The organism is Bacillus sp. 103mf, from assembly GCF_900116295.1.
GTDB classification, from domain to species: Bacteria; Bacillota; Bacilli; order Bacillales; family Bacillaceae_G; genus Bacillus_A; species Bacillus_A bruguierae.
This window is the reverse complement of record NZ_FPAF01000001.1, coordinates 1258056-1281338: the sequence shown is the minus strand read 5'-3', so window position 1 is coordinate 1281338 and position 23283 is coordinate 1258056. Positions and strand designations below refer to the sequence as shown.

The window sequence follows — 23283 nt, the reverse complement described above, 5'->3', positions numbered from 1 at the left end:
TACAATACCCTTTCTCTTTTTTTCATTGAACTATCATATTATTTGGTGAGAAAAAGAATGTCATAACAAAAGGAGGAAAAAATGAAAAGGATTTTACTCGTGTTAGGAATTGTAATACTGGGAGCGATAGGATGGATTTTCTACCAAAATTCTTATGATTTGAAGCAAGAAGAAGTAACGATTCAAACGAAAAAAAATACATTACACGGTGCCCTCGCCTTACCTAAAGAAAAAGAAAATCCGGGATTAATTATTTTTGTTCATGGTGATGGATCTGTAAATGTAACATATGATGATGGTTATTTACCTTTATGGGAGGAATTAGCGAAAAAAGGGTATGCCTCCCTAGCATGGGATAAGCCTGGTATTGGAAAATCAACTGGAGATTGGCTAGATCAATCGATGGAAGATCGCGCAAATGAAGTAATCGAAGTGATTCAATGGGCGAAGAAAAATCTTGATATTGATCCTAAAAAAATAGGATTATGGGGAGCAAGTCAAGGTGGATGGGTTGTCCCAAAAGTAGCAAATGCTAGCGATGATGTTTCATTTAGTATTTTAGTATCACCTGCGATTAATTGGATCGAACAAGGAAAGTACTATACGGAAAAAAGTATGGCTAGTGCTGGCGCAACAAAAGAAGAAATCAACCAACGAATGAAAAACAATGAAAAAGTTTTAGAATTACTTTTGAAAAATAGTAATTATGAAGACTACCAAAACTTAACGAATGATAAAGGCGATATCTCTAAAGAAAGATGGAATTTTATTAAAAAGAATGTAAATAGCGATGCAACAAAGGATCTCTCAGAAACAAAAAAGCCTGTTAAGTTAATTGTTGGAGGCCGTGATGAAAATGTAGATGTCAAAAACACGATGGAAGTTTACAAAAAAGAAATACGGAAAGAGTTGTTATCAGTATCTTATTTACCAGAAGCAAATCATTCCATGTTGAAACCGCAATATGTAAATTCGGAATTTGGCTTGTCGGTGAAATCCATATTTGACCCAAGAGGGTTATTTGACGATGAATATGTGAAGTCGGTTAGTGAGTTTGTCGATAAAATGAATAGATGATGTAAATACAGGAAATTTTTGGGAAGGGATTGCCATATTTGTCCCTCAACTTAAGCGGTTTTCATATGATTCAAATTCCTAACTATCCTCTTTTCTTAGAGAATGATGAATTTAGTTATAGGATAACAAAACACCGTTTGAATCCTAAACGGTGTTTTGTTTATTTTCTTTCTAATATATTTTTAATTCACATAATTCTTGTCATTGGAAGTGTGTGACATTAATTATTGAGTCCATAAGAAAAATTGGCTTCCTTAGCTAACTAAAGGTGTCAGATTTTAAAGTATTCAATATCAATAAGTATGTATCCTATGAAAGTTACAAGAAGAACAAGGGTAAAAAAGATTGCTTTTTGTTTTTTACTTCCCTTTTTAAACCATCCCCATCTTTTACTATCCATATCTAACCAATAGTAATCAGCCAGAACAGCTAATATAATGAGTAAGAGATACCAAAAGATTATCAATATAATCATCTCCTTTATTAGCTACATAGATGTATAGCATCTTCCTTTTACTTCCATTTTAACAAAAATAATGCTATGTTACATTATAAATATTCTATTCATGTCAACTTTACATAATACAACCTATGGCTCGAAATTACATGTATCTCGGTTGATCATCTATTTGGTAAATAAAGTGAAACTTTAATCAGTGGGGGTTTTCTTCATCCCCCACTGATTATCAGCCCTCACCAATCGGGCGCATGCCAGCAGTCTATCTCCCACCTAACTTCTTAAGAAAAGCGGAATAAATTAGAATTTAATAATAGAAAAAAGAATCGATTTTTATCTATTCATATATAAGAATTTCCCTTTTTTGATTACCGGTAACAAAGATTATGGTAACTAAATTTTATAAGAATAACCCCTTACCATTTCAAAGGTAAGGGGTTATTCTACTGCTGTTATTTATCATAAATAAAGTTATTTCTTTCGTTTTATTTTAGAAACTCCAAATCCAATAGCAACACCAATCATTATACCAAGAGCAAGGTTATGAATAAGCAATCCGAAAGTTGTCCCCAAACACATTCCTATAGATATTCCAATTACCGTTTTTGCATCACTTTGTTTATTTTTATTCAAGAAGATATATCTCCTTTCTGCAGAATTATGAAGTGTAAGTTTTAAGTACATGATTCATTTATAGTATGGTAAAGATGAATAACAAATCATTAGTTTAATTATATAATAAGATTTGTTTACACACTCTTTATGGCACATAAAATTTTAAATAGCAATAAAAAAACAAACCCTCATAGTAGAGAGTTTGTTCTCGCGTACTTTGCTATTGAAAAAACAGTTTATGGGGAACTGCTTAATCCATTTTACCATATAGGTAATGGAAATTATGTTGAGAAAATCCAATTTTAGTTAAGAAAATTGTAAAATGACGGGAAACCCTCTTAAAAGTACAACTAAGTTCGTGATTTTTTATAAAGTGAAACTTCCATTTGTTTTAAACCTTGCATGTGGCAGAAAAAGGCCCTGACCGCTTCTATGCACAGCCAGATGCTCTCGTCCGCCTAAAAAGAAAGAGGGTTTTATGTCGATTTTTTAATTTGTGTTTATATAATTATTAAATGATATTTGATGAATTCCCCTTCTCACTTAAACCATCATTTGAATTTTTTATAGAATATTTATTTCTCAATTTATATTTATATAATATGCAAAATTGCATATTAATTATACAAACCTAGCAAACTCAACACTTTTAAGGCTTGTAGAAATAAAATTAGTAGAAATAATATGAACTATTTTACATTTTTAACAATTATCAACCTTTACACTATGTGCATCTAAAAATATAATTCTCTGTAAATTCAAATATTCTGTCAAATAAAAAGATAGAAACAAAGGAGAATGGAATATGAAAACAAAGAAACAAAGTTTAGCAGTTTTATTGTCAGCTGGTATTGTTGCCACATCAATTAGTTTACCGACATCTAGCTATGCAGCTACATCAAATAATGTGCTGTCTACAGAGAAGTATAATGAGGCTATCAAGTCTACAGAGTTTATTTCTGGACAGCTGACTACACCATCTTCAACAAAAACTGAGGATGTAGTATTTCGATATGTTGATGAAAATAAGGACAAATATAAACTGGGTACCAAAAGTGCTAAAGAATCATTCACTGTAAAGAAACAAGAAGATGATACGTTAGGAGCAAAAGTTGTTCGATTACAACAAACATATAATGGTGTTCCAGTATGGGGATCTACACAAGTTGCGCATGTTGATAATAAGGGAGTATTAACTGTTTTTTCAGGAACTGTTATTCCTGATTTAGACCAAAAATTACAACAAGCAAATCAAAAAATTTCTGCTAATGAAGCAGTGTCTCTTGCTGAAAAGGAACTAGGATTTAAACCAAACTATACTGTAGAACCAACATCTGAACTTGTAGTATATGCAAAAGATGACACAGTATCCTATGCATATCATGTTCATTTAGGATTTTTATCCCCACAACCAGGTAGCCATGATTATTTTGTTGAAGCAGAGACTGGAAAAATCCTAGATCATATTGAAGTTTTACATGCAGCAAAAAATCCAAGAAATATTACCGGAACAGTAACAACTGGGACAGGAAAAGATTCATTTGGAAATACTAGAAGCTTGAATCTCTTAAAATCTAATAATACTTATTATTTAGTAGATAAAACACGTGGACAGGGAATTTATACGTATGATGCACAAAATAAAGGAAGCGAAGATGACACTTCAGTCCTTCCAGGTGTCCTTTTTAATAATAGCACGAACAGTTTTATAAGCAAAAATGCACAAGCGGCTGTAGATGCTCATACTTACGCAGGAAAAGTATATGATTATTATAAAAAGGTTCATGGAAGAGATTCTTATGACGGAAACGGTTCTAAAATTGTTTCAACTGTTCATTTTGGACAACAGTATGAAAACGCGTTTTGGGATCCAGAGCTAAAACAAATGGTATATGGAGATGGAGATGGATCAACACGTTCATTTACAGCCGCAATTGATGCTGTTGGTCATGAACTAACACATGCAGTTACAGATTCATCATCCAATTTAATCTATCAAAACGAATCTGGCGCACTTAATGAAGCAATGTCAGATGTTTTCGGCACATTAGTTGAATATTATAATAACTCAAATCCTGATTATTTAATTGGGGAAGATTTATTCTTCCAATCGGGACAAGCCCTTCGTTCTATGAGTGATCCAACAAAATACGGTGATCCAGATCATTATTCTAAACGTTATACAGGAACGAATCAAAGCCAATTAGTACACACAAATAGTGGGATTATCAATAAAACAGCGTATCTCATTGCAGAGGGTGGTACTCATTATGGAGTAACTGTAAATGGTATTGGTAAAGATAAAATGGGCAAAATCTTTTATCGCGCAAATACTCAATATCTAACAGAATCAGCAACATTTTCTCAAGCAAGACAAGCCCTTGTACAGTCAGCCGCAGATTTATATGGAACGCAATCAGCTGAGGTTACCTCTGTAAACAAAGCATTTGATGCTGTTGGTGTTAAATAATTTTTATTTAACATAAAAAGATCCCTGAAATAATAAAAAAGTTTCTATAGTGCTAAAAAACGATATTCTTTTTGTACTTTTCTACAAAAGGAATATCGTTTTTTCATAAAATGAAAATTCTGATCATCTATTCTCATCTTACACCATTCATCTCTGAATTATTGTGTAATTTTTGTGTTTCCATCCTCAATGATTCTCTATAAAGAAGTTCATAACTTAAGGTTTTCCGTAAATAGAAAACCTTAGCGTAAGAAATTCGCACTTTTTGGTACTTGGGGGGATTAAAATTCCTTAGGTTGATAGGTATGTATGGTGATAGAAGCACATTCTTTATAAAAAAGGAACTTTCCAAAATGTAACTATGTGAATTAAATATCACTACTTCAAAAAAGGAAGCTTTGGGATTACAATAACCTCAGTAAAACAAAACAAAAAAACTGGGGGAAATGAACATGCTAAACAATAAGAAAATTGTCATTATCGGTGGAAGTTCTGGGATTGGTTTAGAAACAGCAAGACTTGCACTTATGCAAGGAGCTGAGGTCATCATTGCTAGTCGTTCTAAGGAAAAACTGCAAGGGGCAAAGGATCAGTTAAAAGGAAACGTAACAATTCATGTGCTTGATACAACGCAAGAACAACAAGTACAATCCTTTTTTGAACAAACAGGCACGATTGATCATTTAGTTGTTACCGCAGCAGAAACATCTGGAGGTTCTTTTATTGATACAGATACAGCCGCAGCACGTCAGTTATTCGAAAATAAATTTTGGGGACAATTTTATGCAGCGAAATATGGTGCCCCGAAAATTACTGGTAATGGTTCAATTACTTTATTCTCCGGAGTTGTCGCTTATAAATCTATGATTGGATCGGCGACACTTGGTGCAGTCAATGCTGCTGTTTCTAACCTTGGTCAAACATTAGCGCTAGAACTAGCACCAATTCGCGTGAATGTTGTCTCACCAGGAATTATTGATACACCGTCACGAAGCAAAATGACAGAAGAAGCACGTAACAAATTCTATACTGATTTAGGAAATAAACTTCCTGCGGGGCGAGTAGGTAAGGCAGAAGATGTAGCACAAGCTGTACTATATGCTATGCAGAACGGATTTGTTACAGGAACAGTTCTTCATATTGAAGGTGGGCATACGTTAATTTAATAGAATGGAAGACGCTATTCTTTTTAAGAGAATAGCGTTTTTCATTTTTCGACACATAAGTCGCTGCTATGCAGAACATAACAGGACCGCTCCTTGCTTGCTCCTTTTTTTTTAAACCTCGCATGTGGCAGGAAAAAGCTCTGACCGTTTCAATGCACGGTCAGATGCTCTCGCCCTCCCCTAAAAAGAAAGGGGGTTTTTATGTCGGTTTTTCAATTTGTATTTATATATATAGCGTTTAGAGGATAAAAAACCTTCACCTTACTCCATTTCTCCTGCCATTTCTTCGTAAGTACACGTTCCTCATACATGTGTGCATATTCCTTCGTTTCTTCATAACAAGGAGTCGGTCGTAGTTCTAAGTTAATGACATCTTGTACACCCCAAGGGGCAGCTAATACAATTTCATCCTGCTCGTTTAATTTCAAACCTAGCGCCGTTGCTGTTTCTGGAAATTTTGATATAGCATCTACTGAAGAAGAAAAGGGCGGCATGTTGTTAATGATGTGCATTCTTGCTTCATTTTTAACAGACCAAGGTACATTTGGCGACATATTTAGCAACTGTTTTTCGTATTTTTTCTCTTCGGATTCATCAATATTTTCCGCATCAAAATAAACAACATCAACATCTGGAAGGGGCGTTCTTTCTTCAAACCCGTGCAGAGTGTCCCATATTTTTGAGCGGACAAATCCGGCACACACCCACCAATCAGGTAAGTGTAATTGTTTAACAGTTTGTAATATATCCATCATCCACGGATCTTTTTGTACTAATTGAATGATATCTTGTTCGTTTGTTAGTTTCATAGGTATGTGTCTTTCTGTTTTTTTTGTTATGTCCTTCCATTCGCTTAAGTACATTTTATCCGTTCGATCTAATTCAAAAGGAAGGCGAGCAATTAGTTCTAAGCTATTGCCATCAGGATCATCGAAATATACAGAGGCATGTGCTTGATTTGGGAATACGATTGGTTCGATAGGCTCCATTCCAAAATCTTTTCGTGCTTGAATTCCCTTTTCTTTTAACCACTCCATTGCATGTTCTAAATCATGTAAATCTACTTGAAAGGCGATATGTCTAAGAGAAGGATGGTGCTTTGTTTGGTATTCGCTTCCTTCCCAAAGACCTAACCAGCTCTGTCCTTCTATAATCCAAAAGAAAGCTACTGTTTCATCTTTTTTATATAGTTTTAAACCTAATGATTCATAAAAAGCGATAGATATTTCTAGATTACTGACAGGAAGATGTGCTTCGTATAGTCCTTTTATCATGAAAATGGCTCCTTTTTCGTTTTGTAGACTATTTTTTCTGAATTATATGATAACATAAAAAGAAAGGGGGATACAGAAAATGGAACATTTAAAAATTGGAGATATACAAGTAACATGGCTGCGAGGAGGAAATACACATTTAGACGGCGGGGCAATGTTTGGCGTTGTACCGAAAATACTTTGGTCACGCAAATATAGCCATAATGATAAAAATCAAATTTATTTACGAACAGATCCATTGCTGCTGCAAACAAAAGATGGAAATATGCTTATCGATTCAGGGATGGGTAACAACAAGATGAATGAGAAAATGAAGCGAAATCAAGGGGTGACAGAAGAGTCATCTGTTGAACAATCGCTCGCTCAGCTTGGGCTAAAAGCAGAAGATATTCAGTATGTATTAATGACGCATCTTCATTTTGATCATGCATCTGGTTTAACGAAATGGGAAGGTGAAAAGCTTGTTCCGGCGTTTCCGAATGCAAAAATATATGTATCACAAACAGAATGGGATGAAATGAGAAATCCGAATATCCGCTCACGTAATACATATTGGAAAGAAAATTGGGAGCCAATTGTAGATCAAGTACAAACATTTACAGAAGAAGTACGTATTACAGATGATATTCGAATGGTTCATACAGGTGGACATAGTGATGGACATGCGGCTGTCATTGCACAAAGTAAAGATGAAACGTTACTTCACTTAGCGGATTTACTGCCAACACATGCACATCAAAATGTACTGTGGGTCATGGCCTATGATGATTATCCGATGACATCTATTGAAAGTAAACAAAAGTGGATGAAATACGGCGTAGAGAAAGAAGCATGGTTTACGTTCTATCATGATGCTTATTACCGTGCGGTGAAATGGGATGAAGAAGGGCATATGGTAGAAAAGTTAGAACGAAAAGAGATAGAAGTGACGAGTGAAGTGTAACGAAAGGTTGTTAATCATTAAGTACTATATAAATCCAAGTTGAAAAACGAACTTTTTTTAGGGTTGGCGAGAGGATCTGGCCATGCATAGAAGCGGTCAGGGCCTTTTTCTGCCACGTACAAGGATTAAAACAAAGGGAGACTGCATAGCAGCCGCTTATATGACAAAAAATTAACATAGATTTATATAGTTAACGTATTTAATATTGTAAATCATGATGCGAGGAGATTCAAAATGAAGGGGTTTTTTATCGAGAAATGTATAGAATTCTGCATTTGTATCCTTGTTATTATAGCTATTAGTTATGTACCATTTGTTTTTTTAGGGAGGGCCTCCCTTAGCTTTACTACCTTTTTACAAAGACTGTTTACAGCAGGGCCTGCTATTAATAACCATATGGTTATACGCCAAGTTCCGTTTTGGGACGTAATTTGGGAGCCGTATATGTATTCCGGTATTATTTTACTAGCATCTACTGTTTTAACAGTTGTGATGGCTACCGGTCTTTCTTTTGGGTACGTACTTTCTTCTTTGAAAGTGAAAAAAGCAATTGAACGATGTTTAGTGTTAATTGAATCAATTCCTGATTTGTTATTAATTTTTATGCTGCAACTATTTTTTGTTTGGCTATATAAACAAACAGGAGTTAATTTCGTAAATATTTACGCATTCGGTAGTAAACAAGCTTATTTCTTACCAATTGTGACGATGAGCCTTGTACCTGCTCTTCACTTTTTCCGGATTATGGTTTTATTTTTAGTAGAAGAACAACATAAACCTTATGTAGAATTTGCAAGGGCAAAGGGCCTAAGCAGAAAATATATTTTATTTGTTCATTTATTTCGTAATGTAATCTATCATCTATTCAACCATTTACAATCTACTTTTCTATTCATAATTTCAAGTCTGCTACTTGTAGAAGCTGCTTTCAATATAAATGGATATATGTCTTTCATTTTAAAACCATTAGCATTACAGCCTGTCACGTTCGCATGGTGGATTTTTTTATTATTCATTCCATTTTACACCATGTTCACTCTTGCTCAATTTCAAATAAAACGTACGACAGGAGGACTTGCAAATGAAAAATAGCATGTTCCGTTCGAAACGTTTTTGGATCGGCCTTTCTTTTTTCAGCGGAATTGTGTTAGCTAGTTTTTTATTCACATGGTATGGAAAAGATCTGTATTCTCAGACGCAAGTATTAATAAAAGATGCTGACGGTCACGTTTCGCATAGTGCACCGTTTAACCCTTTATTAATGCCGCCTTTTGGATCAGATCGAAGTGGATATAACCTATTCTTTAAACTTATTATTGGCGCAAAGTTTACGATTTTATTTGTATTTGGAATTTGTTTGATTCAGCTTGTACTTGGGACATTATTAGGAAGTTTCCTAGCATATACACCACCTTTAGTACAAAAGTTCATTGAAAAAGTGTGTAAGGTGTATTTCTATGTTCCGACAGTTGTTTTAGTTTATTTGTTCATGATGCCGCTAATGGTCCAAAGCGAGCAGACAGGTTTTCAGGAATCTATTGTTATTAAGCAATTTCTAATTCTTTGTATTCTTACATTGCCAAATCTCATTCTTTACATTAGCCAAGAGATTAATCTTTTTATGAAAAAAGACTATATTACAAGTTCCATTGTGCTCGGTGGTAGAAAAATGCATGTGTTTCGAAAGCATATTTGGCTCTCATTGAAAGAAATTCTTGTTATTCTTTTTCTGCAACAAGCAGTTCAATTATTTACGCTGCTCATACATATGGCCTTTTTTAAAGTATTAATTGGTGGAAGAAAAATGGTGCAGGATCCTTTCGGAGGTCCCTCTACTGCATTTTCCCTTACAAATGAGTGGTCGGGATTAATAGGATTGAACAAAAATGAATTGTTAACAGCGCCGTGGATTATATTGGCACCGTTAGTAGCTTTTACAATATCGATTTTTGTTTTAAATCTTATAATTCAAGGAATAAAAGAGCAGTATAATACGAGGTTTATGCCTATTCCACAGAAAAACCAAGATTCATCAGTGGAGGAAAAGAAAGCAGTGATGTCTGCAGAAAACTTTCGATTTGCAAATATGAAGCCGCTGTACAAAGGAAAAGATAGATCGTATGAGTAAAAGTATCGGTCTATGTTGACTGATACTTTTTCATGTTTTGAATAAGTGTCTGAAAATATAGACATTTTGATGTAAATGTTTTATAGTAGTTAATACAATAACTACTATAAAGGAGGATTTATGGAAGAAAAAGCAATTACCGAATTGCAAAAACATGGATTTTCAAAATATGAGTGTAAGGCTTACATCGGTTTATTAAAATCACCCGCCATCACTGGTTATGAATTAAGTAAGCGTTCCGGTGTTCCGCGCTCTATGATTTATGAGGTATTAGGAAAATTGCTTGATAAAGGAGCGATTCAAACGGTTCCTTCTGATCCGATTGTTTATAAGCCTGTTGAACCGAAGCTGTTGCTTGCTCGTCTGAAAGAAGAGATGGATGCGTCATTAGAAGTGTTAGAATCATTTCTTACGACGTTAGAAAGTGATCAAAAGATAGATGTTGTAACGAGAATTGTTCAGTATGAACATATTGTTCAAGAAATGCTTTCGATGATTCGGGATGCAAACAAAGAACTTTGGTTATCGATTTGGTCTCCTATTGTGAAAGACATTGAAAAAGCTGTTCGAGAGAAAGAAGGATCAATCCCAATTTTTACAGTTTTATTTGGAGCAGAAGATAAGACGCTAGGGCACACGTATCATCACAACTATATGGCACCGGACATTGTTAGTAAACGGATGGGTGGGTATTTGACGATTCTCGTTCGAGATGAAGAAGAAGCTTTAATTGCTAAGTTTAGTGACAGAGGTTCAGAATGGGCTGTGAAGTCAACCGATCCTGCGCTCGTTCTAATTGCTACCGAATACATTCGGCACGACATTATGGTAGAAGAAATTACAACTGCGTTCGGTCCTGAAAAGCTTGATAGTCTATGGAAGACAAGAGAAGATTTAATTCATGTCATGACAGGAAAAAACAGCTTCGTATAAAGCTGTTTTTTTAGCACAAAACAATAGTCGTTATAACTATGACTACTTTAGGGGGGGTTACATGTACGCGAAATTAAAATTTGTCGTCTCTATGGCTATCTTTGGTTCCATCGGTCTATTTTCAATCAAAACAGGTCTCCCATCAATTGAATTGGTTTTTGTGCGTTGCCTCTGTGCAAGTATTCTATTAGGGGGGATATGGTTTTTTCGCACATTCACAACAAAACAGCAGCATGAAAACTTTATTCCACGCCGGGAGTATGTACTTGCTTTACTATGTGGTCTATTCCTTATTATAAACTGGGTCTTTTTCTTTCGCTCCATTGAAGTCATGCCCATTACTGTAGCGATATCGATTTATCATTTAGCACCTGTTATTGTACTTCTTTTCGGTTCTGTTATCTTTAAAGAAAAAATAACAGGAACAGGATTGTTCTTTTTCTTTATTTGCTTTATAGGCACATTGTTAGTTGGAGGGATTCATCAACATACAAGCGTTTCCGAATTTTTATCTACAGGTGTACTGTGGGCGTTTGCTGCAGCATTATTCTACGCACTTACTTCCATCACAGGAAAGGGAATTCAAACACTTAGCCCATTGTTAACAACCGTTATTCAAACGAGTCTCGGTGTAATCTTATTGATTCCATTTGTGGATTGGTCAAAATTTATGCATCTTACCGCTGAAAATTGGTTGTATATCCTTGTTACAGGATTTATTCATACAGGATTTGTGTTTTATTTATTCTTTAGTAGTTTACGAGAATTAAAGGCTCAAACAATTGCTATTTTAGTCTTTGTTGATCCGATAGTCGCAATCTTACTAGATGTTACGATTTTACATTACCGTCCTGATCTGTATCAGCTTCTCGGTATTTTTCTCGTGTTTGCGGGAATGAGTTATTCTCCGAAAAAAGAACGACAATTAGCGAAAGCTTAAATTTTACACGTGTAAAATCTGTTCAGAGTTTGTTTATCAAGGATTGTTTATATATAAATACGAGTTAAAACTCTTTCTTAACGAAGCATTTGATGAACAAGTCAAATGCTATTTGTTTATCTTTTCTAACTATCAAAGCGAATCATAGTTGTCTCTATTTGTCGAAAAATTCACCTGTAAAGTATTCTGAAAATTGTTATAATATTTCTCGAGCTATCTTGTTTAATAGGAAGATAATTTTAAGAAATAAAAGCGTTTTAATGAATAGGGGGGAAGATGTCGTGTATATGACCATTGGGAAACTATTGGAATTAACGACCGGAAGTTATCCGAATAAGGAAGCGATTGTTGAACCTGAAAAACAGATTCGCTGGACGTATGCAGAGTGGAATGAGCAAGTAAATAAACTGGCTCATGCGTTTCAACAAAGCGGGATCCGAAAAGGTGACTGCGTTTCGACATTTCTTTTTAATAGTAGACTACTAGCGACGACATGTTTTGCTTGCGCAAAAATTGGAGCTGTATTTAATCCCATCAACTTTCGGTTAAAACCACAAGAACTTGCCTATATATTAGAAGATGCTTCTCCTAAAATCGTACTTTTTGAACAGCAACTATCCTCTCAAATACAAAGCATTCATACACAATTTCCTCACATTCAGTTTTGGTATATCGATCAAAATGAACCAACATTTTCTGTTTCATATGAAGAAAAAATATGTAGTGCCACGCCGCATTTTGAAACAGTAGAAGTAAAGGAAGATGATATTTGTTCCATTATGTATACGAGCGGAACAACAGGACATCCAAAAGGTGTACTTCATCGCCACCGGGAAATTCTTGATCAAAGTTTGATAGGCGTTGCTTATTTACATTACACGGAAAATAGCCGCGGCCTTGTGGCAGCACCGATGTTTCATTGTGCGGAGCTTCATTGTTGTTTTATTCCGAGGGTGCATAGCGGTGCGACAAATATCATTCTTCATCATTTTGATACAAAGCTTGTCTTGGAGACGATTCAAAATGAAAAGGTGACTGTTATGTTTGCTGCACCGACAATGTGGAATATGCTGCTGCAGGAAGATTTATCACAGTATGATTTATCATCGCTTCAATACGGCTTATACGGAGCAGCTTCGATGGCACCTGCACTTGTAAAAGCTTGCGATGAAAAGTTAAATGTTTCATTAGTACAAGCTTATGGAATGACAGAGATGGGACCGGCCGTTACATTTTTACGTGAGCATGAGCAGCTTTCGAAAGTAGGTTCAGCTGGAAAGGCTGGGTATAATCATGAAATTCATGTTGTTCGTCCGAACGATGATGGGCCGTCTGAGCCGGATGATGTGTTACCTCCATATGAAATTGGAGAAATTATTATGAGAGGCCCATGTGTGATGGCGGGCTATCACAACAATCAAGAGGCGACGGAAAAGGCTTTATATAAAGGATGGTACCATTCAGGAGATTTAGGTTATGTAGATAGGGATGGATATTTATATGTAGCCGACCGAGTTGATGATATGGTTGTGAGCGGCGGAGAGAATATTTATCCACGCGAAGTAGAGGACTTTTTGTACACGCATGAAGGTGTGTTAGATGTTGCGGTGCTTGGAGAGAAGGATGACCTGTGGGGGCAGCGCGTCATTGCGTACGTTGTTTCGAAGGACGGGTCTCTTACAGAAGAAATGCTCGATGAATATTGTAAACAAAGCGATAAACTGGCTGATTATAAACGCCCGCGTATGTATGTATTTACGGAGCAACTGCCGAGAAATGCAAGCGGGAAAATTCAAAAGTTTATTTTACGTAATCAAGGGTCTGAGGTGAAAAAAATACGATGAAGCATGCCTATTTAGAGGAGGAGCATCACATTTTCCGTGAGGCTTTCCGTAAATTTTTAGAAAAGGAAGCGTATCCGCACTATAACCAATGGGAGAAAGATGGTATCATTCCGCGGTCTCTCTGGAGGAAGATGGGAGAGAACGGCTTTCTTTGTCCAATGGTAGAAGAGAGGTACGGCGGGGCTGAAGCTGATTTCGGATACTCTGTAGTAATTAATGAAGAACTAGAAAAGGTTGGTTCAAGTTTAGTAGGAATCGGTTTACACAATGATATTGTCGTTCCATATTTGACGGCATATGGAACGGAAGAGCAAAAGAAACGATGGCTTCCAAAATGTGTGAGCGGTGAATATATTACTGCCATTGCGATGACAGAGCCAGGAGCTGGTTCTGATTTAGCTAGTATTCGTATGGCGGCACGCAAAGAAGGTGATCACTATGTTGTGAATGGTGAAAAAACATTTATTACAAATGGTATTCATGCGGATTTAGTCGTTGTTGTTTGTAAGACAGATACAACTGTAAAACCGGCGCATAAAGGGATTAGTTTACTCGTTTTAGAAAGAGGAATGGAAGGGTTCAAGAGAGGGAAAAAACTCGAAAAAGTTGGATTGCATAGCCAAGATACAGCCGAACTTATTTTTGAAGATGTGAAAGTTCCTGTTTCGAATTTGCTAGGAGAAGAAGGAAAAGGTTTCTACTATTTAATGGATAAATTACAGCAAGAACGCCTCATTGTTGCAATTGCGGCAATAACAGCAGCGGAAGTGATGCTGTGTTTAACAAAGGACTATGTAAAAGAACGAAAAGCATTTGGGAAGAGTATAAGTGATTTTCAAACTGTCCAATTTAGACTTGCCGAAATGTATACAGAAATTGAAATTGGCCGCACATTTGTGAATGAATGTATTACAGAGCATATGCAAGGCGAAAATATTGTGACGAAAGTGTCGATGGCAAAGTGGTGGATAACAGCTATTGCAAAGAAGGTAGCGGCAGAGTGTATGCAGCTGCACGGCGGGTATGGGTATATGGAAGAATACGAGATTGCAAGAAGATACCGAGACATTCCAGTAAGCGCTATTTATGCGGGGACAAATGAAGTTATGAAAAATATTATTGCGAAAAGTATGGGTTTGTAATGAAAGGGGAGGAAAATGATGATTCAAAATATTGCGGTGATCGGTGCTGGGATTATGGGAAGTGGTATTGTTCAGGCATTAGCGATGGGCGGAAAGTGCGTAAAAATGTATGATGTCTCAGAAGAAAGTATACAAAAAGCATATAAAGGGATTACAACAAGCCTAGAACGTTTTGTGAAAGCTGGGCGGATGAGCGAAGAAGAGAAAGAGCAAGTGCTTGCAAATATCATGTCTACTATAACGCTAGAAGAAGTATGTAAAGATGTAGAGCTTATTATTGAAGCTGCTCCTGAAAATTTGCAGTTGAAAAAAGAGATTTTTAAACAGCTAGATAGCTATGCTTCCGAGTCGACTATTCTTGCGACAAATACATCTGAATTAAGTGTAACGGCGATTGCAAGTGCGACAAATCGCTCAGAGCAAGTGTTAGGGATGCATTGGTTTAATCCAGCACCTGTTATGAAACTGATTGAAATTGTGAGAGGAGTTGATACAGCGGAACATACAATACAAGTAGTGAAAGATTTAGCAGAAGAGATTGGAAAAGAAACCGTTGTTGTGAAAGACATGCAAGGGTTTGTTACCTCGAGAGCGGTTGCGGTGCATTTGTTAGAGTGTATGCGTATGTATGAAGAAGGGATAGGAAGTAAAGAGGAAATTGATAAGGCAATTAAACTTGGCTTGAACCATCCGATGGGGCCATTTGAGTTAGCGGATTATGTTGGGTTAGATACGATGCTATTTGCAAGTCAAGGCTTAAGTGAAGCGTTTGGTGATAGATTCCGCGCTCCGCAAACACTTGTAAAACTTGTAGAAGCAGGACATCTTGGAAGGAAAACAGGAAAAGGGTTCTATCATTATGAAAAAGGGAAAGTAGGAGAGAAAATATGAATCGAGAAGTTGTAATTGTTGAAGCGGTACGTACGCCAGTTGGAAAAAGAAACGGTGCGTTTCGTGAACTTCATCCAGTGCAACTTGCAGCAGTTGCACTGAATGAGGTGACGAAGCGTGCAAATATAGAAAAAGAAATGGTAGAAGATATTGTCATGGGGTGTGTGACACCAATTGCTGAGCAAGGTTTTAATATTGGTAGACTTTCTGCTTTAGAGGCAAATTTTCCAATTACAGTTCCTGCCGTAACAATTAACCGTCTTTGCGGTTCGGGGCAACAAGCGATCCATTTTGCGGCGCAAGAAATTAAATCTGGTGATATGGATATTACCATTGCTGCTGGTGTTGAGCATATGACAAAAGTACCAATTTTAAGTGATGGCAATGCGAATACAATTCCGAGTAGTCTTCATGCAAAATATGAATTTGTACATCAAGGTGTATCAGCAGAAATGATTGCTGAAAAATATGGAATTACAAGAGAGCAGCTAGATAACTATGCCTATGAAAGCCATCAGCGCGCACTACAGGCAATAGAAGCGGGATACTTTAAGCGGGAAATTGTCCCAGTAAATGGGATAGATAAAGAAGGCAATGCAATACTTGTTATAAATGATGAAGGACCAAGAGCAGACACTTCTCTTGAAGCATTAGCCAATTTAAAAACTGTATTTAAAGAGGACGGATCGATTACAGCAGGGAATGCGAGTCAAATTAGTGACGGAGCAGCGGCTATTTTGTTAATGAATAGCGAAAAAGCGAAAGAATTAGGGCTGAAAGCGCGGGCGCGGATTGTGAATCAAGTTGTTGTTGGTTCAGATCCGACAATGATGCTGGACGGCGTCATTCCAGCGACAAAAAAAGTACTGCAAAAATCAAACTTAACAATTCATGATATGGACGTAGTAGAAATTAACGAAGCATTTGCTTCTGTTGTTCTTGCATGGCAAAAAGAACTGGAAGCAGATTTACATAAAGTAAATGTGAACGGCGGTGCCATCGCATTAGGACATCCGCTTGGAGCAACAGGCGTGAAATTGATGACATCCCTGCTTCATGAATTAGAAAGAAGAAACGGAAAATACGGCTTACTTACGATTTGTATCGGACATGGGATGTCAACGGCGACAATTATTGAAAGAATATAACCATAGATTCATGTCGTATATTGTAAACTCGCCAATATATAAAGACTTTCTGTTGATACATTGATGTTATAAGTAAAAGGGTGCAGAAATAAATCTGCACCCTTTCTATATAAATCCATTTTGATTTTTTGACAGATAGATTGCTGCTATGTAGAAACAAAAGGAGTCTGCTACTTGCTTTCTCCTTTTGTTTGAACTTCGCATGTGGCAGAAAAAGGCCCTGACCGCTGCTATGTATGGCCAGATGCTCTCGCCCATCTAAAAAGAAAGGTTTTATGTCGGTTTTTTAATTTGGATTTATATATTAAGCAACTTTTACTTCTAAGATTGTACCTGTTTTTGCATCTACTAAAAATTCAAATCGTTCTTGTACATCATGTAATAATGTTGTAATACCGCCGCGGTATACATCGTAAGTAACATCATATTTTTCAAACGTCTCGGGAACCATATGTACCCAAGAACCTGTAATTTCACCCTTATGACTTAATGCTTGTTTCACCATTTTTAATGCTTTTTCAGAAGAAATGTGGGACTGTTCTTGTACTTTGTTTGCAACAACATACCCAGCTGCAAATCCTAAACCAACACCCGCTAATAAGCTTTTCCAGTTCATACATTCACCTCTATCTTATTAAAGTTTCTCTTCATAAGTATAAATCAAATTACATAAAAAAAGAAGAAACTAGAAAGATTTCGAAAATTTCGTTACAATGAAAAGAGTGATTCTATTACTGGATTGAAGGAAGGATACCGCGATGAATAAAGAGACAATGGAACTATTTCGTACGTTAACAGAACTGCAAGGTGCTTCAGGATTTGAGCATGATGTGCGTCGCTTTATGAAGCAAGAACTGAGCAAATATTCAGATGAAATTGTACAAGATCGTTTAGGGAGTATCTTCGGTTTAAAGAAGGGTGACGAAAATGGCCCGCGTGTTCTTGTAGCTGGTCATATGGATGAAGTTGGCTTTATGGTAACGCAAATTACAAAAAACGGAATGGTTCGTTTTCAAACATTAGGTGGCTGGTGGAGCCAAGTATTACTAGCACAGCGTGTACAAATTATGACAGACAACGGTCCGATTATCGGTGTAGTAGGGTCTGTTCCTCCGCACTTATTAAGTGATGAACAACGTAACAGACCAATGGATATAAAAAACATGTTAATTGATATTGGTGCAGATAGCCGTGAGGAAGCACATGAAATTGGTGTGAAACCTGGTCAGCAAATTGTGCCAATTTGTCCGTTTACACCGATGGCAAATCCAAAAAAAATTATGGCAAAAGCTTGGGATAACCGTTATGGCTGCGGCCTTGCGATTGAGTTATTGAAAGAGTTAAAAGATGAAAAATTGCCAAATACACTATATTCTGGTGCAACTGTACAAGAAGAAGTTGGCCTTCGCGGTGCACAAACAGCTGCGAATATGATTCAGCCTGATATTTTCTACGCGTTAGATGCAGGACCAGCGAACGATGCATCAGGAGATAAAACACAGTTTGGTCAAATTGGAAAAGGTGCTGTACTTCGCTTGTATGATCGTTCTATGGTAACACACCGCGGCATTCGTGAATTTATTTTAGATACAGCGGAAACACATAACATTCCGTATCAATACTTCGTATCACAAGGCGGTACAGATGCAGGACGCGTACATACAAGTAACTCTGGTGTACCATCTGCTGTGATTGGTGTATGTGCTCGTTACATTCATACACATGCTTCGATTTTACATATTGATGATTATGCAGCAGCGAAAGAATTGCTGATTCAATTAGTAAAAGCAACAGATAAAACAACATTTGAAACAATTAAAGAAAATGTTTAATATGGAAAGGCCGAATGCGGCCTTTTCTTTTTAAATTTTGAGGTGAAAACATGAAAGTAGCAGTTGGATCAAAAAACAAAGTGAAAGTAAATGCGGTTCAGCAAGTACTTACAGAAGCAGAAATTGTTTCATTGTCTGTCCCGTCTCATGTGCCCGCGCAACCATTTTCTGATGAAGAAACGCTGCAAGGTGCAAGTAACCGGGCAAAATTAGCATTAGCAGAAGGAAAAGCGGATATTGGAATTGGTTTAGAAGGCGGCGTGATGCATACAGACCATGGCTTGTTTATGTGTAACTGGGGTGCTTTAGCGACGAAAGAGGGTAAGCTATTTACCGCAGGCGGAGCACGTATGAAACTGCCAGATGAGTTTATTCAGCCTCTTGAAGAAGGAAAAGAATTAAGTGAAGTGATGGAAGACTATACGAAGCAACGTGACATCCGCAGCAATGAAGGAGCAATCGGTATTTTTACAAACAATTATGTAGATCGGACGGACTTGTTTGTGCATGTTGTGAAGCTATTGGTTGGACAATATATGTATGACAGAAGCAAAGCATAAACCTTGCACTGCGAGCAATGTATGGTAGTATATAAATACAATTTATAAACCACCTTTTTTAGGGGGGCGAGAGCATCTGGCCGTGTGTTGAAGCGGTCAGGGCCTTTTTCTGCCACATGCAAGGGTTAAATCAAAATCAATTTAAATATAAAGTAAGATTAAATTAGTAAATACATACTTCTTTTTAGGGAGGAAATATAAATGAAATCATTAGAAAGTATGGAGCAATTTCAAGAATTGAAAAACGAAGAGAAAGTGATCTTTTTATTCTCAGCAGATTGGTGTCCAGATTGCCGCTTTATCGATCCATTTATGCCAGAAGTGGAAGAAAAATATAGCGAGTTCTCTTTCTATTATGTAGACCGCGATGAGTACATCGATTTATGCATCAAATTAGACGTATTTGGTATTCCAAGCTTTGTCGCTTACAATAAGGGAGAAGAAATTGGCCGCTACGTAAACAAAGATCGTAAAACACAAGAGCAAATTGAAGAGTTCATTGAAGGTTTAAAATAAAGTGAAACTTCCATCAGTGGGGATTTTTTTCATCCCCACTGATGGTTAGTTGAACCAATCGGGCTTTTACGGACAGTTATCCCCCGCCTATCTTCTTTGAATCTTGAGTGGGGGTTACTGTCCGTTAATGCGGGGTAAGCTGTTTCCAGTTAATTAGAATGCGAAAAACAACCTCTATCTTCATATGTGGAGGTTGTTTTTTTCGGAAGGGAGGTAAACGATATGAAAATGACGAGTAAAAAGATGAAAGACGAATTGATGAAGCGCCTTGCAAGGGCAGAGTGGAGCTTTCAGTACGATAGTGAAAAGGAAACACTTCGCATTGAGCAAACAAATACGAAAAAGGGAATTACGGTTTCTCTTCCAGGTATTGTAGCGAAGTGGGAGGTAAAGAAAGAGAAGGCAATTGAAGAAGTTGTCTATTACGTAGAAGAAGCCCTCGTTGCGATGCATAAAGAAGTAGCGAGTACGGCGAAAATTTTGCCTGTTATCCGTTCAACTTCTTTTCCGAAAGAAGCAGAAAAAGGAAATCCGTTTGTCATAACGGAACATACAGCAGAAACACGTATTTACTATGCATTAGATTCAGATAAAACATACCGCCTTATTGATCAGCGTTTGCTGGAGCAAATCGGGATGACAGAAGAACAAGTGCGTGAAATGGCATTGTTCAATGTGCGCTCTTTACGCACTGATTTTAAACGAGATGAGGTCGCTGGAAATACGTTTTATTTCTTAAATACAAATGACGGGTATGATGCAAGCCGTATTTTAAACGATTCATTATTACGAGAGATGCGTAAACAAATTTCAGGTGATATGGTTGTTGCAGTTCCGCACCAAGATGTATTAATTGTTGCTGATATCGTGGACAAAATCGGTTATGATATTATTGCACAAATGACAATGAAGTTTTTTGCAGAAGGTCATGTTCCGATTACATCACTTTCATTCGTATATGAAGATGGTAATTTCGAACCAATCTTTATTTTGGCGAAAAATCGGAAGGAACGAAGTGAAAAAGAGAAAGGATGAACAAAGTGAACGTTTTTTATAACCTTGAAGGTATTGGGGATACACTAATTGTTGCCCTACAAGATATTACATTAGAAAACCGCACATTTGAACGTATTGGAGATGTAGCACGCGTTTTCGATCGCGAAAGCAATGTAACAGCAGGATTTAACATTTTTAATGCTTCTTCTTATATGGAAATAACAGAAACAGGTAATCTTACATTAACGAAAGAGCTTGTTGAAAAGATCAATGAAATTTTAGCGAAGAACGATTTTACAGAAAAAGTAGAAGCGGATCTTTCTCCAAAATTTGTTGTTGGTTACGTAGCAGAAAAAGAAAAGCATCCAAATGCGGATAAATTAAATGTGTGTAAAGTAGAAGTTGGTACAGAAACATTACAAATCGTATGCGGTGCACCAAACGTTGATGCAGGCCAAAAAGTAGTTGTTGCGAAAATCGGTGCAGTAATGCCAAGTGGTATGTTAATTAAACCAGCAGAGCTTCGCGGCATTCCATCTTCTGGCATGATTTGCTCAGCACGTGAATTAGAGCTTCCAGATGCTCCGCAAGAAAAAGGAATTCTTGTACTTGAAGACAGCTACGAAGTTGGACAAGAGTTTAAGTTTTAAATATATGATTGTAAAAAATAGAGCTGACTACAAAAGGCACGTAAGTACCTTTTGTGGTTAGCTTTTCTTTTTGTATGTCCATCGATATATTGGCGATTCTCACAATATATCGACCGTTCTTTAAAATATATCGGCGATTCTCACAATATAAAGACTCTTCAACAATGTTCGACACACTTTACAACCGCGATACACAAATATGGGAGAGTGACTTTAATCCTAAACGTAAACATATGGAGAAAGCTTGTACGCAAATGTATTGAAAAGGTCCGGGAGACGGACTTTTTCTTATGTATAAGCTCTTTTTTTGGAATATATACATCCATTTGGATTTTTTAACAGATAAGTTACTTCCATGCATGTCCAGATGCTCTCGCTCATCCTAAAAAGAAAAGGTTTTTTGTTTTGTTCAGGAAAATAATTGTATTTCTAGATTGAATTAGGTAAAATCTAGAAAAATATGAAAAGAGGTATACTGTATGATGCAGCATCCAAAAGTTTACGAACTGTTTCAACTCATTCAAACTTCTCGTATTCATGATATTGAATTGCAATCGTTAGAAATTTACCTATTTCATAAACAAGAATTTGAAGGTGGGCAAATTGGTTACCGGTATGATAAGAAAGGAAATTCATTAGTAGGAGCAAGAGAAGGAAATTGGCAAGAAAGCTGGTTTGTGATTGGGTATGAGACGGATCTTGGTGATCCTGTTTTTGTAGATATACAGAATTTACATGTGTATACTGCAGAGCGGGGGATGAGTACTTGGAATCCTGCTTGTATTGCGAATCATGTAGATGAAATCATAGAGCAAATAAGAAATTCTTTTCATAGATAGGAAGATAATATGAAGTACATAAAAAAGGTTTTTGTAACGATAATAGCTGCACTTTGTATGATAGGATGTACGAAGGAATCTGCTAAAACATCAACTAAGCAAGAGGAAAAGCAGCCTCCTCATGTTGAAAATCCTGTACAAAACAATGAAACGAAAGCTGAGCAAGTGAAAGAAGAGCCAGCACCTGCTCCTGCCAGGGAAAAAACAAAGTTCATTGTATGTATTGATCCAGGTCATCAACGAAAAGCGAATTTGGAATTAGAGCCAATTGGCCCAGGGGCAACGAAACAAAAGTATAAAGTAACAGATGGAACGACAGGAGTTGTAACGAAAAAACGAGAGTACGAACTAAACCTAGAAGCTGCTGTTCTATTAAAAGAGATGTTAGAGGCAAAAGGCATTGAAGTAGTCATGACAAGAACAACGCATGATGTGAATATAAGTAATAAAGAACGAGCGGCAATTGCTAATGAGCATCATGCGAATTTGTTTTTACGAATTCATGCAGATGGTTCGGAAAGTGCAGCAGAAAAGGGTTTTGCGGTGTTAACGCCGTCAAGAGAGAATGCTTTTACAAAAAACATTTATCGAGAGAGTTTAACCGCTTCTGAGTTCATTGTGAATAAAGTGAAGGAAAATAGCAATATACAAGTAAATGGAATTAAATTTCGTGATGATTTGTCTGGGTTTAACTGGGCTGAGGTACCAGGAGTTTTATTAGAACTAGGGTTTATGTCAAATCCGGAAGAAGATAGAAAACTATCAGATGTGGATTATTTACGTTCTTTGCTGCAAAGTGTGGCAGATAGTGTTGAGAGTTATCGAGTGAGTAAAGGGTAAATTTTTTCTTAGCTCCATTTCA

Annotated in this window: 23 protein-coding genes and 1 pseudogene; 19 read left to right on the top strand and 5 right to left on the bottom strand. The window is 36.7% G+C overall.

Going from position 1 to position 23283, the window contains the following annotated elements; translation table 11 throughout:
* Positions 1-81 precede the first annotated feature (81 nt).
* Entirely contained in the window at positions 82-1077 is a 996-nt protein-coding gene (locus BM350_RS06465) for an alpha/beta hydrolase family protein (RefSeq protein ID WP_090918868.1), read from the top strand.
* 271 nt (positions 1078-1348) lie between these two features.
* Here BM350_RS06465 and BM350_RS26815 read toward each other — a convergent pair whose 3' ends face one another.
* Together BM350_RS26815 and BM350_RS26810 are read right to left on the bottom strand one after the other, a co-directional pair.
* Entirely contained in the window at positions 1349-1552 is a 204-nt protein-coding gene (locus BM350_RS26815; RefSeq protein ID WP_244547939.1) for a hypothetical protein, read from the bottom strand.
* A 453-nt stretch (positions 1553-2005) separates the two neighbouring features.
* On the bottom strand, positions 2006-2167 hold the full coding sequence (locus BM350_RS26810; RefSeq protein WP_170857650.1) for a glycine zipper domain-containing protein: 162 nt from the start codon (positions 2165-2167) through the stop codon (positions 2006-2008).
* Between the two features lie 787 nt (positions 2168-2954).
* On the opposite strand from BM350_RS26810, the gene BM350_RS06460 reads away from it, so the two are divergent.
* Positions 2955-4619 carry a M4 family metallopeptidase gene (locus BM350_RS06460; protein WP_090918870.1) on the top strand — a complete coding sequence of 555 codons (1665 nt, stop codon included), beginning with the start codon at positions 2955-2957 and terminating at the stop codon, positions 4617-4619.
* A 452-nt stretch (positions 4620-5071) separates the two neighbouring features.
* Positions 5072-5785 (top strand): SDR family oxidoreductase, encoded by a 714-nt coding sequence (locus BM350_RS06455; protein ID WP_090918872.1) that lies wholly within the window; start codon positions 5072-5074, stop codon positions 5783-5785.
* A 212-nt stretch (positions 5786-5997) separates the two neighbouring features.
* On the opposite strand, the gene BM350_RS06450 is transcribed toward BM350_RS06455, so the two are convergent.
* A complete protein-coding gene (locus tag BM350_RS06450) occupies positions 5998-6594 on the bottom strand; it encodes a nucleotidyltransferase family protein (RefSeq protein WP_090918907.1) in 597 nt (198 codons plus the stop codon).
* A 33-nt stretch (positions 6595-6627) separates the two neighbouring features.
* Positions 6628-7059: pseudogene (locus BM350_RS06445) on the bottom strand (VOC family protein); the annotation flags it as partial.
* 79 nt (positions 7060-7138) lie between these two features.
* Between BM350_RS06445 and BM350_RS06440 the strand changes: the two are divergent.
* The 9 genes from BM350_RS06440 (at position 7139) to BM350_RS06400 (ending at position 17028) form a co-directional block, all read left to right on the top strand.
* Positions 7139-8002 (top strand): YtnP family quorum-quenching lactonase, encoded by an 864-nt coding sequence (locus tag BM350_RS06440; protein ID WP_090918874.1) that lies wholly within the window; start codon positions 7139-7141, stop codon positions 8000-8002.
* A gap of 234 nt (positions 8003-8236) precedes the next feature.
* Positions 8237-9094: an ABC transporter permease subunit gene (locus tag BM350_RS06435; RefSeq protein ID WP_090918876.1), complete on the top strand. Its 858-nt coding sequence runs from the start codon at positions 8237-8239 to the stop codon at positions 9092-9094.
* Positions 9084-10130, top strand: a complete 1047-nt coding sequence (locus tag BM350_RS06430) for an ABC transporter permease subunit (RefSeq protein WP_090918878.1) — start codon at positions 9084-9086, stop codon at positions 10128-10130. The genes BM350_RS06435 and BM350_RS06430 overlap by 11 nt, the downstream gene beginning before the upstream one ends.
* 120 nt (positions 10131-10250) lie before the next feature.
* Positions 10251-11063, top strand: a complete 813-nt coding sequence (locus tag BM350_RS06425; protein ID WP_090918880.1) for a TrmB family transcriptional regulator — start codon at positions 10251-10253, stop codon at positions 11061-11063.
* A gap of 61 nt (positions 11064-11124) precedes the next feature.
* Positions 11125-12003 (top strand): DMT family transporter, encoded by an 879-nt coding sequence (locus tag BM350_RS06420; RefSeq protein WP_090918882.1) that lies wholly within the window; start codon positions 11125-11127, stop codon positions 12001-12003.
* 281 nt (positions 12004-12284) lie between these two features.
* The gene (locus BM350_RS06415; protein ID WP_090918884.1) at positions 12285-13847 is read left to right on the top strand and encodes a fatty acid--CoA ligase; all 1563 of its coding nucleotides are present in this window, start codon (positions 12285-12287) and stop codon (positions 13845-13847) included.
* Positions 13844-14989: an acyl-CoA dehydrogenase family protein gene (locus tag BM350_RS06410; protein ID WP_090918885.1), complete on the top strand. Its 1146-nt coding sequence runs from the start codon at positions 13844-13846 to the stop codon at positions 14987-14989. Before BM350_RS06415 ends, BM350_RS06410 begins: the two co-directional genes overlap by 4 nt.
* A gap of 18 nt (positions 14990-15007) precedes the next feature.
* The gene (locus BM350_RS06405) at positions 15008-15880 is read left to right on the top strand and encodes a 3-hydroxyacyl-CoA dehydrogenase family protein (RefSeq protein ID WP_090918887.1); all 873 of its coding nucleotides are present in this window, start codon (positions 15008-15010) and stop codon (positions 15878-15880) included.
* Positions 15877-17028 carry a thiolase family protein gene (locus BM350_RS06400; RefSeq protein ID WP_090918889.1) on the top strand — a complete coding sequence of 384 codons (1152 nt, stop codon included), beginning with the start codon at positions 15877-15879 and terminating at the stop codon, positions 17026-17028. The genes BM350_RS06405 and BM350_RS06400 overlap by 4 nt, the downstream gene beginning before the upstream one ends.
* A gap of 304 nt (positions 17029-17332) precedes the next feature.
* On the opposite strand, the gene BM350_RS06395 is transcribed toward BM350_RS06400, so the two are convergent.
* The gene (locus BM350_RS06395) at positions 17333-17644 is read right to left on the bottom strand and encodes a PepSY domain-containing protein (protein ID WP_090918891.1); all 312 of its coding nucleotides are present in this window, start codon (positions 17642-17644) and stop codon (positions 17333-17335) included.
* A gap of 142 nt (positions 17645-17786) precedes the next feature.
* On the opposite strand from BM350_RS06395, the gene BM350_RS06390 reads away from it, so the two are divergent.
* The 7 genes from BM350_RS06390 (at position 17787) to BM350_RS06360 (ending at position 23261) form a co-directional block, all read left to right on the top strand.
* Complete coding sequence (locus BM350_RS06390) at positions 17787-18860, top strand: M42 family metallopeptidase (RefSeq protein ID WP_090918893.1); 1074 nt, start codon at positions 17787-17789, stop codon at positions 18858-18860.
* Positions 18861-18910: 50 nt separating this feature from the next.
* Positions 18911-19420, top strand: coding sequence for a DUF84 family protein (locus BM350_RS06385; protein ID WP_090918895.1), 510 nt, complete (start codon positions 18911-18913; stop codon positions 19418-19420).
* Between the two features lie 201 nt (positions 19421-19621).
* Positions 19622-19936: a thioredoxin family protein gene (locus tag BM350_RS06380; RefSeq protein ID WP_090918897.1), complete on the top strand. Its 315-nt coding sequence runs from the start codon at positions 19622-19624 to the stop codon at positions 19934-19936.
* 222 nt (positions 19937-20158) lie between these two features.
* Positions 20159-20971, top strand: a complete 813-nt coding sequence (locus BM350_RS06375) for a DUF1444 domain-containing protein (RefSeq protein WP_090918899.1) — start codon at positions 20159-20161, stop codon at positions 20969-20971.
* Positions 20968-21582 (top strand): YtpR family tRNA-binding protein, encoded by a 615-nt coding sequence (ytpR, locus tag BM350_RS06370; RefSeq protein ID WP_090918901.1) that lies wholly within the window; start codon positions 20968-20970, stop codon positions 21580-21582. Before BM350_RS06375 ends, ytpR begins: the two co-directional genes overlap by 4 nt.
* Before the next feature lie 479 nt (positions 21583-22061).
* On the top strand, positions 22062-22421 hold the full coding sequence (locus BM350_RS06365; protein ID WP_090918903.1) for a thiamine transporter: 360 nt from the start codon (positions 22062-22064) through the stop codon (positions 22419-22421).
* 9 nt (positions 22422-22430) lie between these two features.
* Positions 22431-23261 carry an N-acetylmuramoyl-L-alanine amidase family protein gene (locus tag BM350_RS06360; protein ID WP_090918905.1) on the top strand — a complete coding sequence of 277 codons (831 nt, stop codon included), beginning with the start codon at positions 22431-22433 and terminating at the stop codon, positions 23259-23261.
* Positions 23262-23283: the final 22 nt, after the last annotated feature.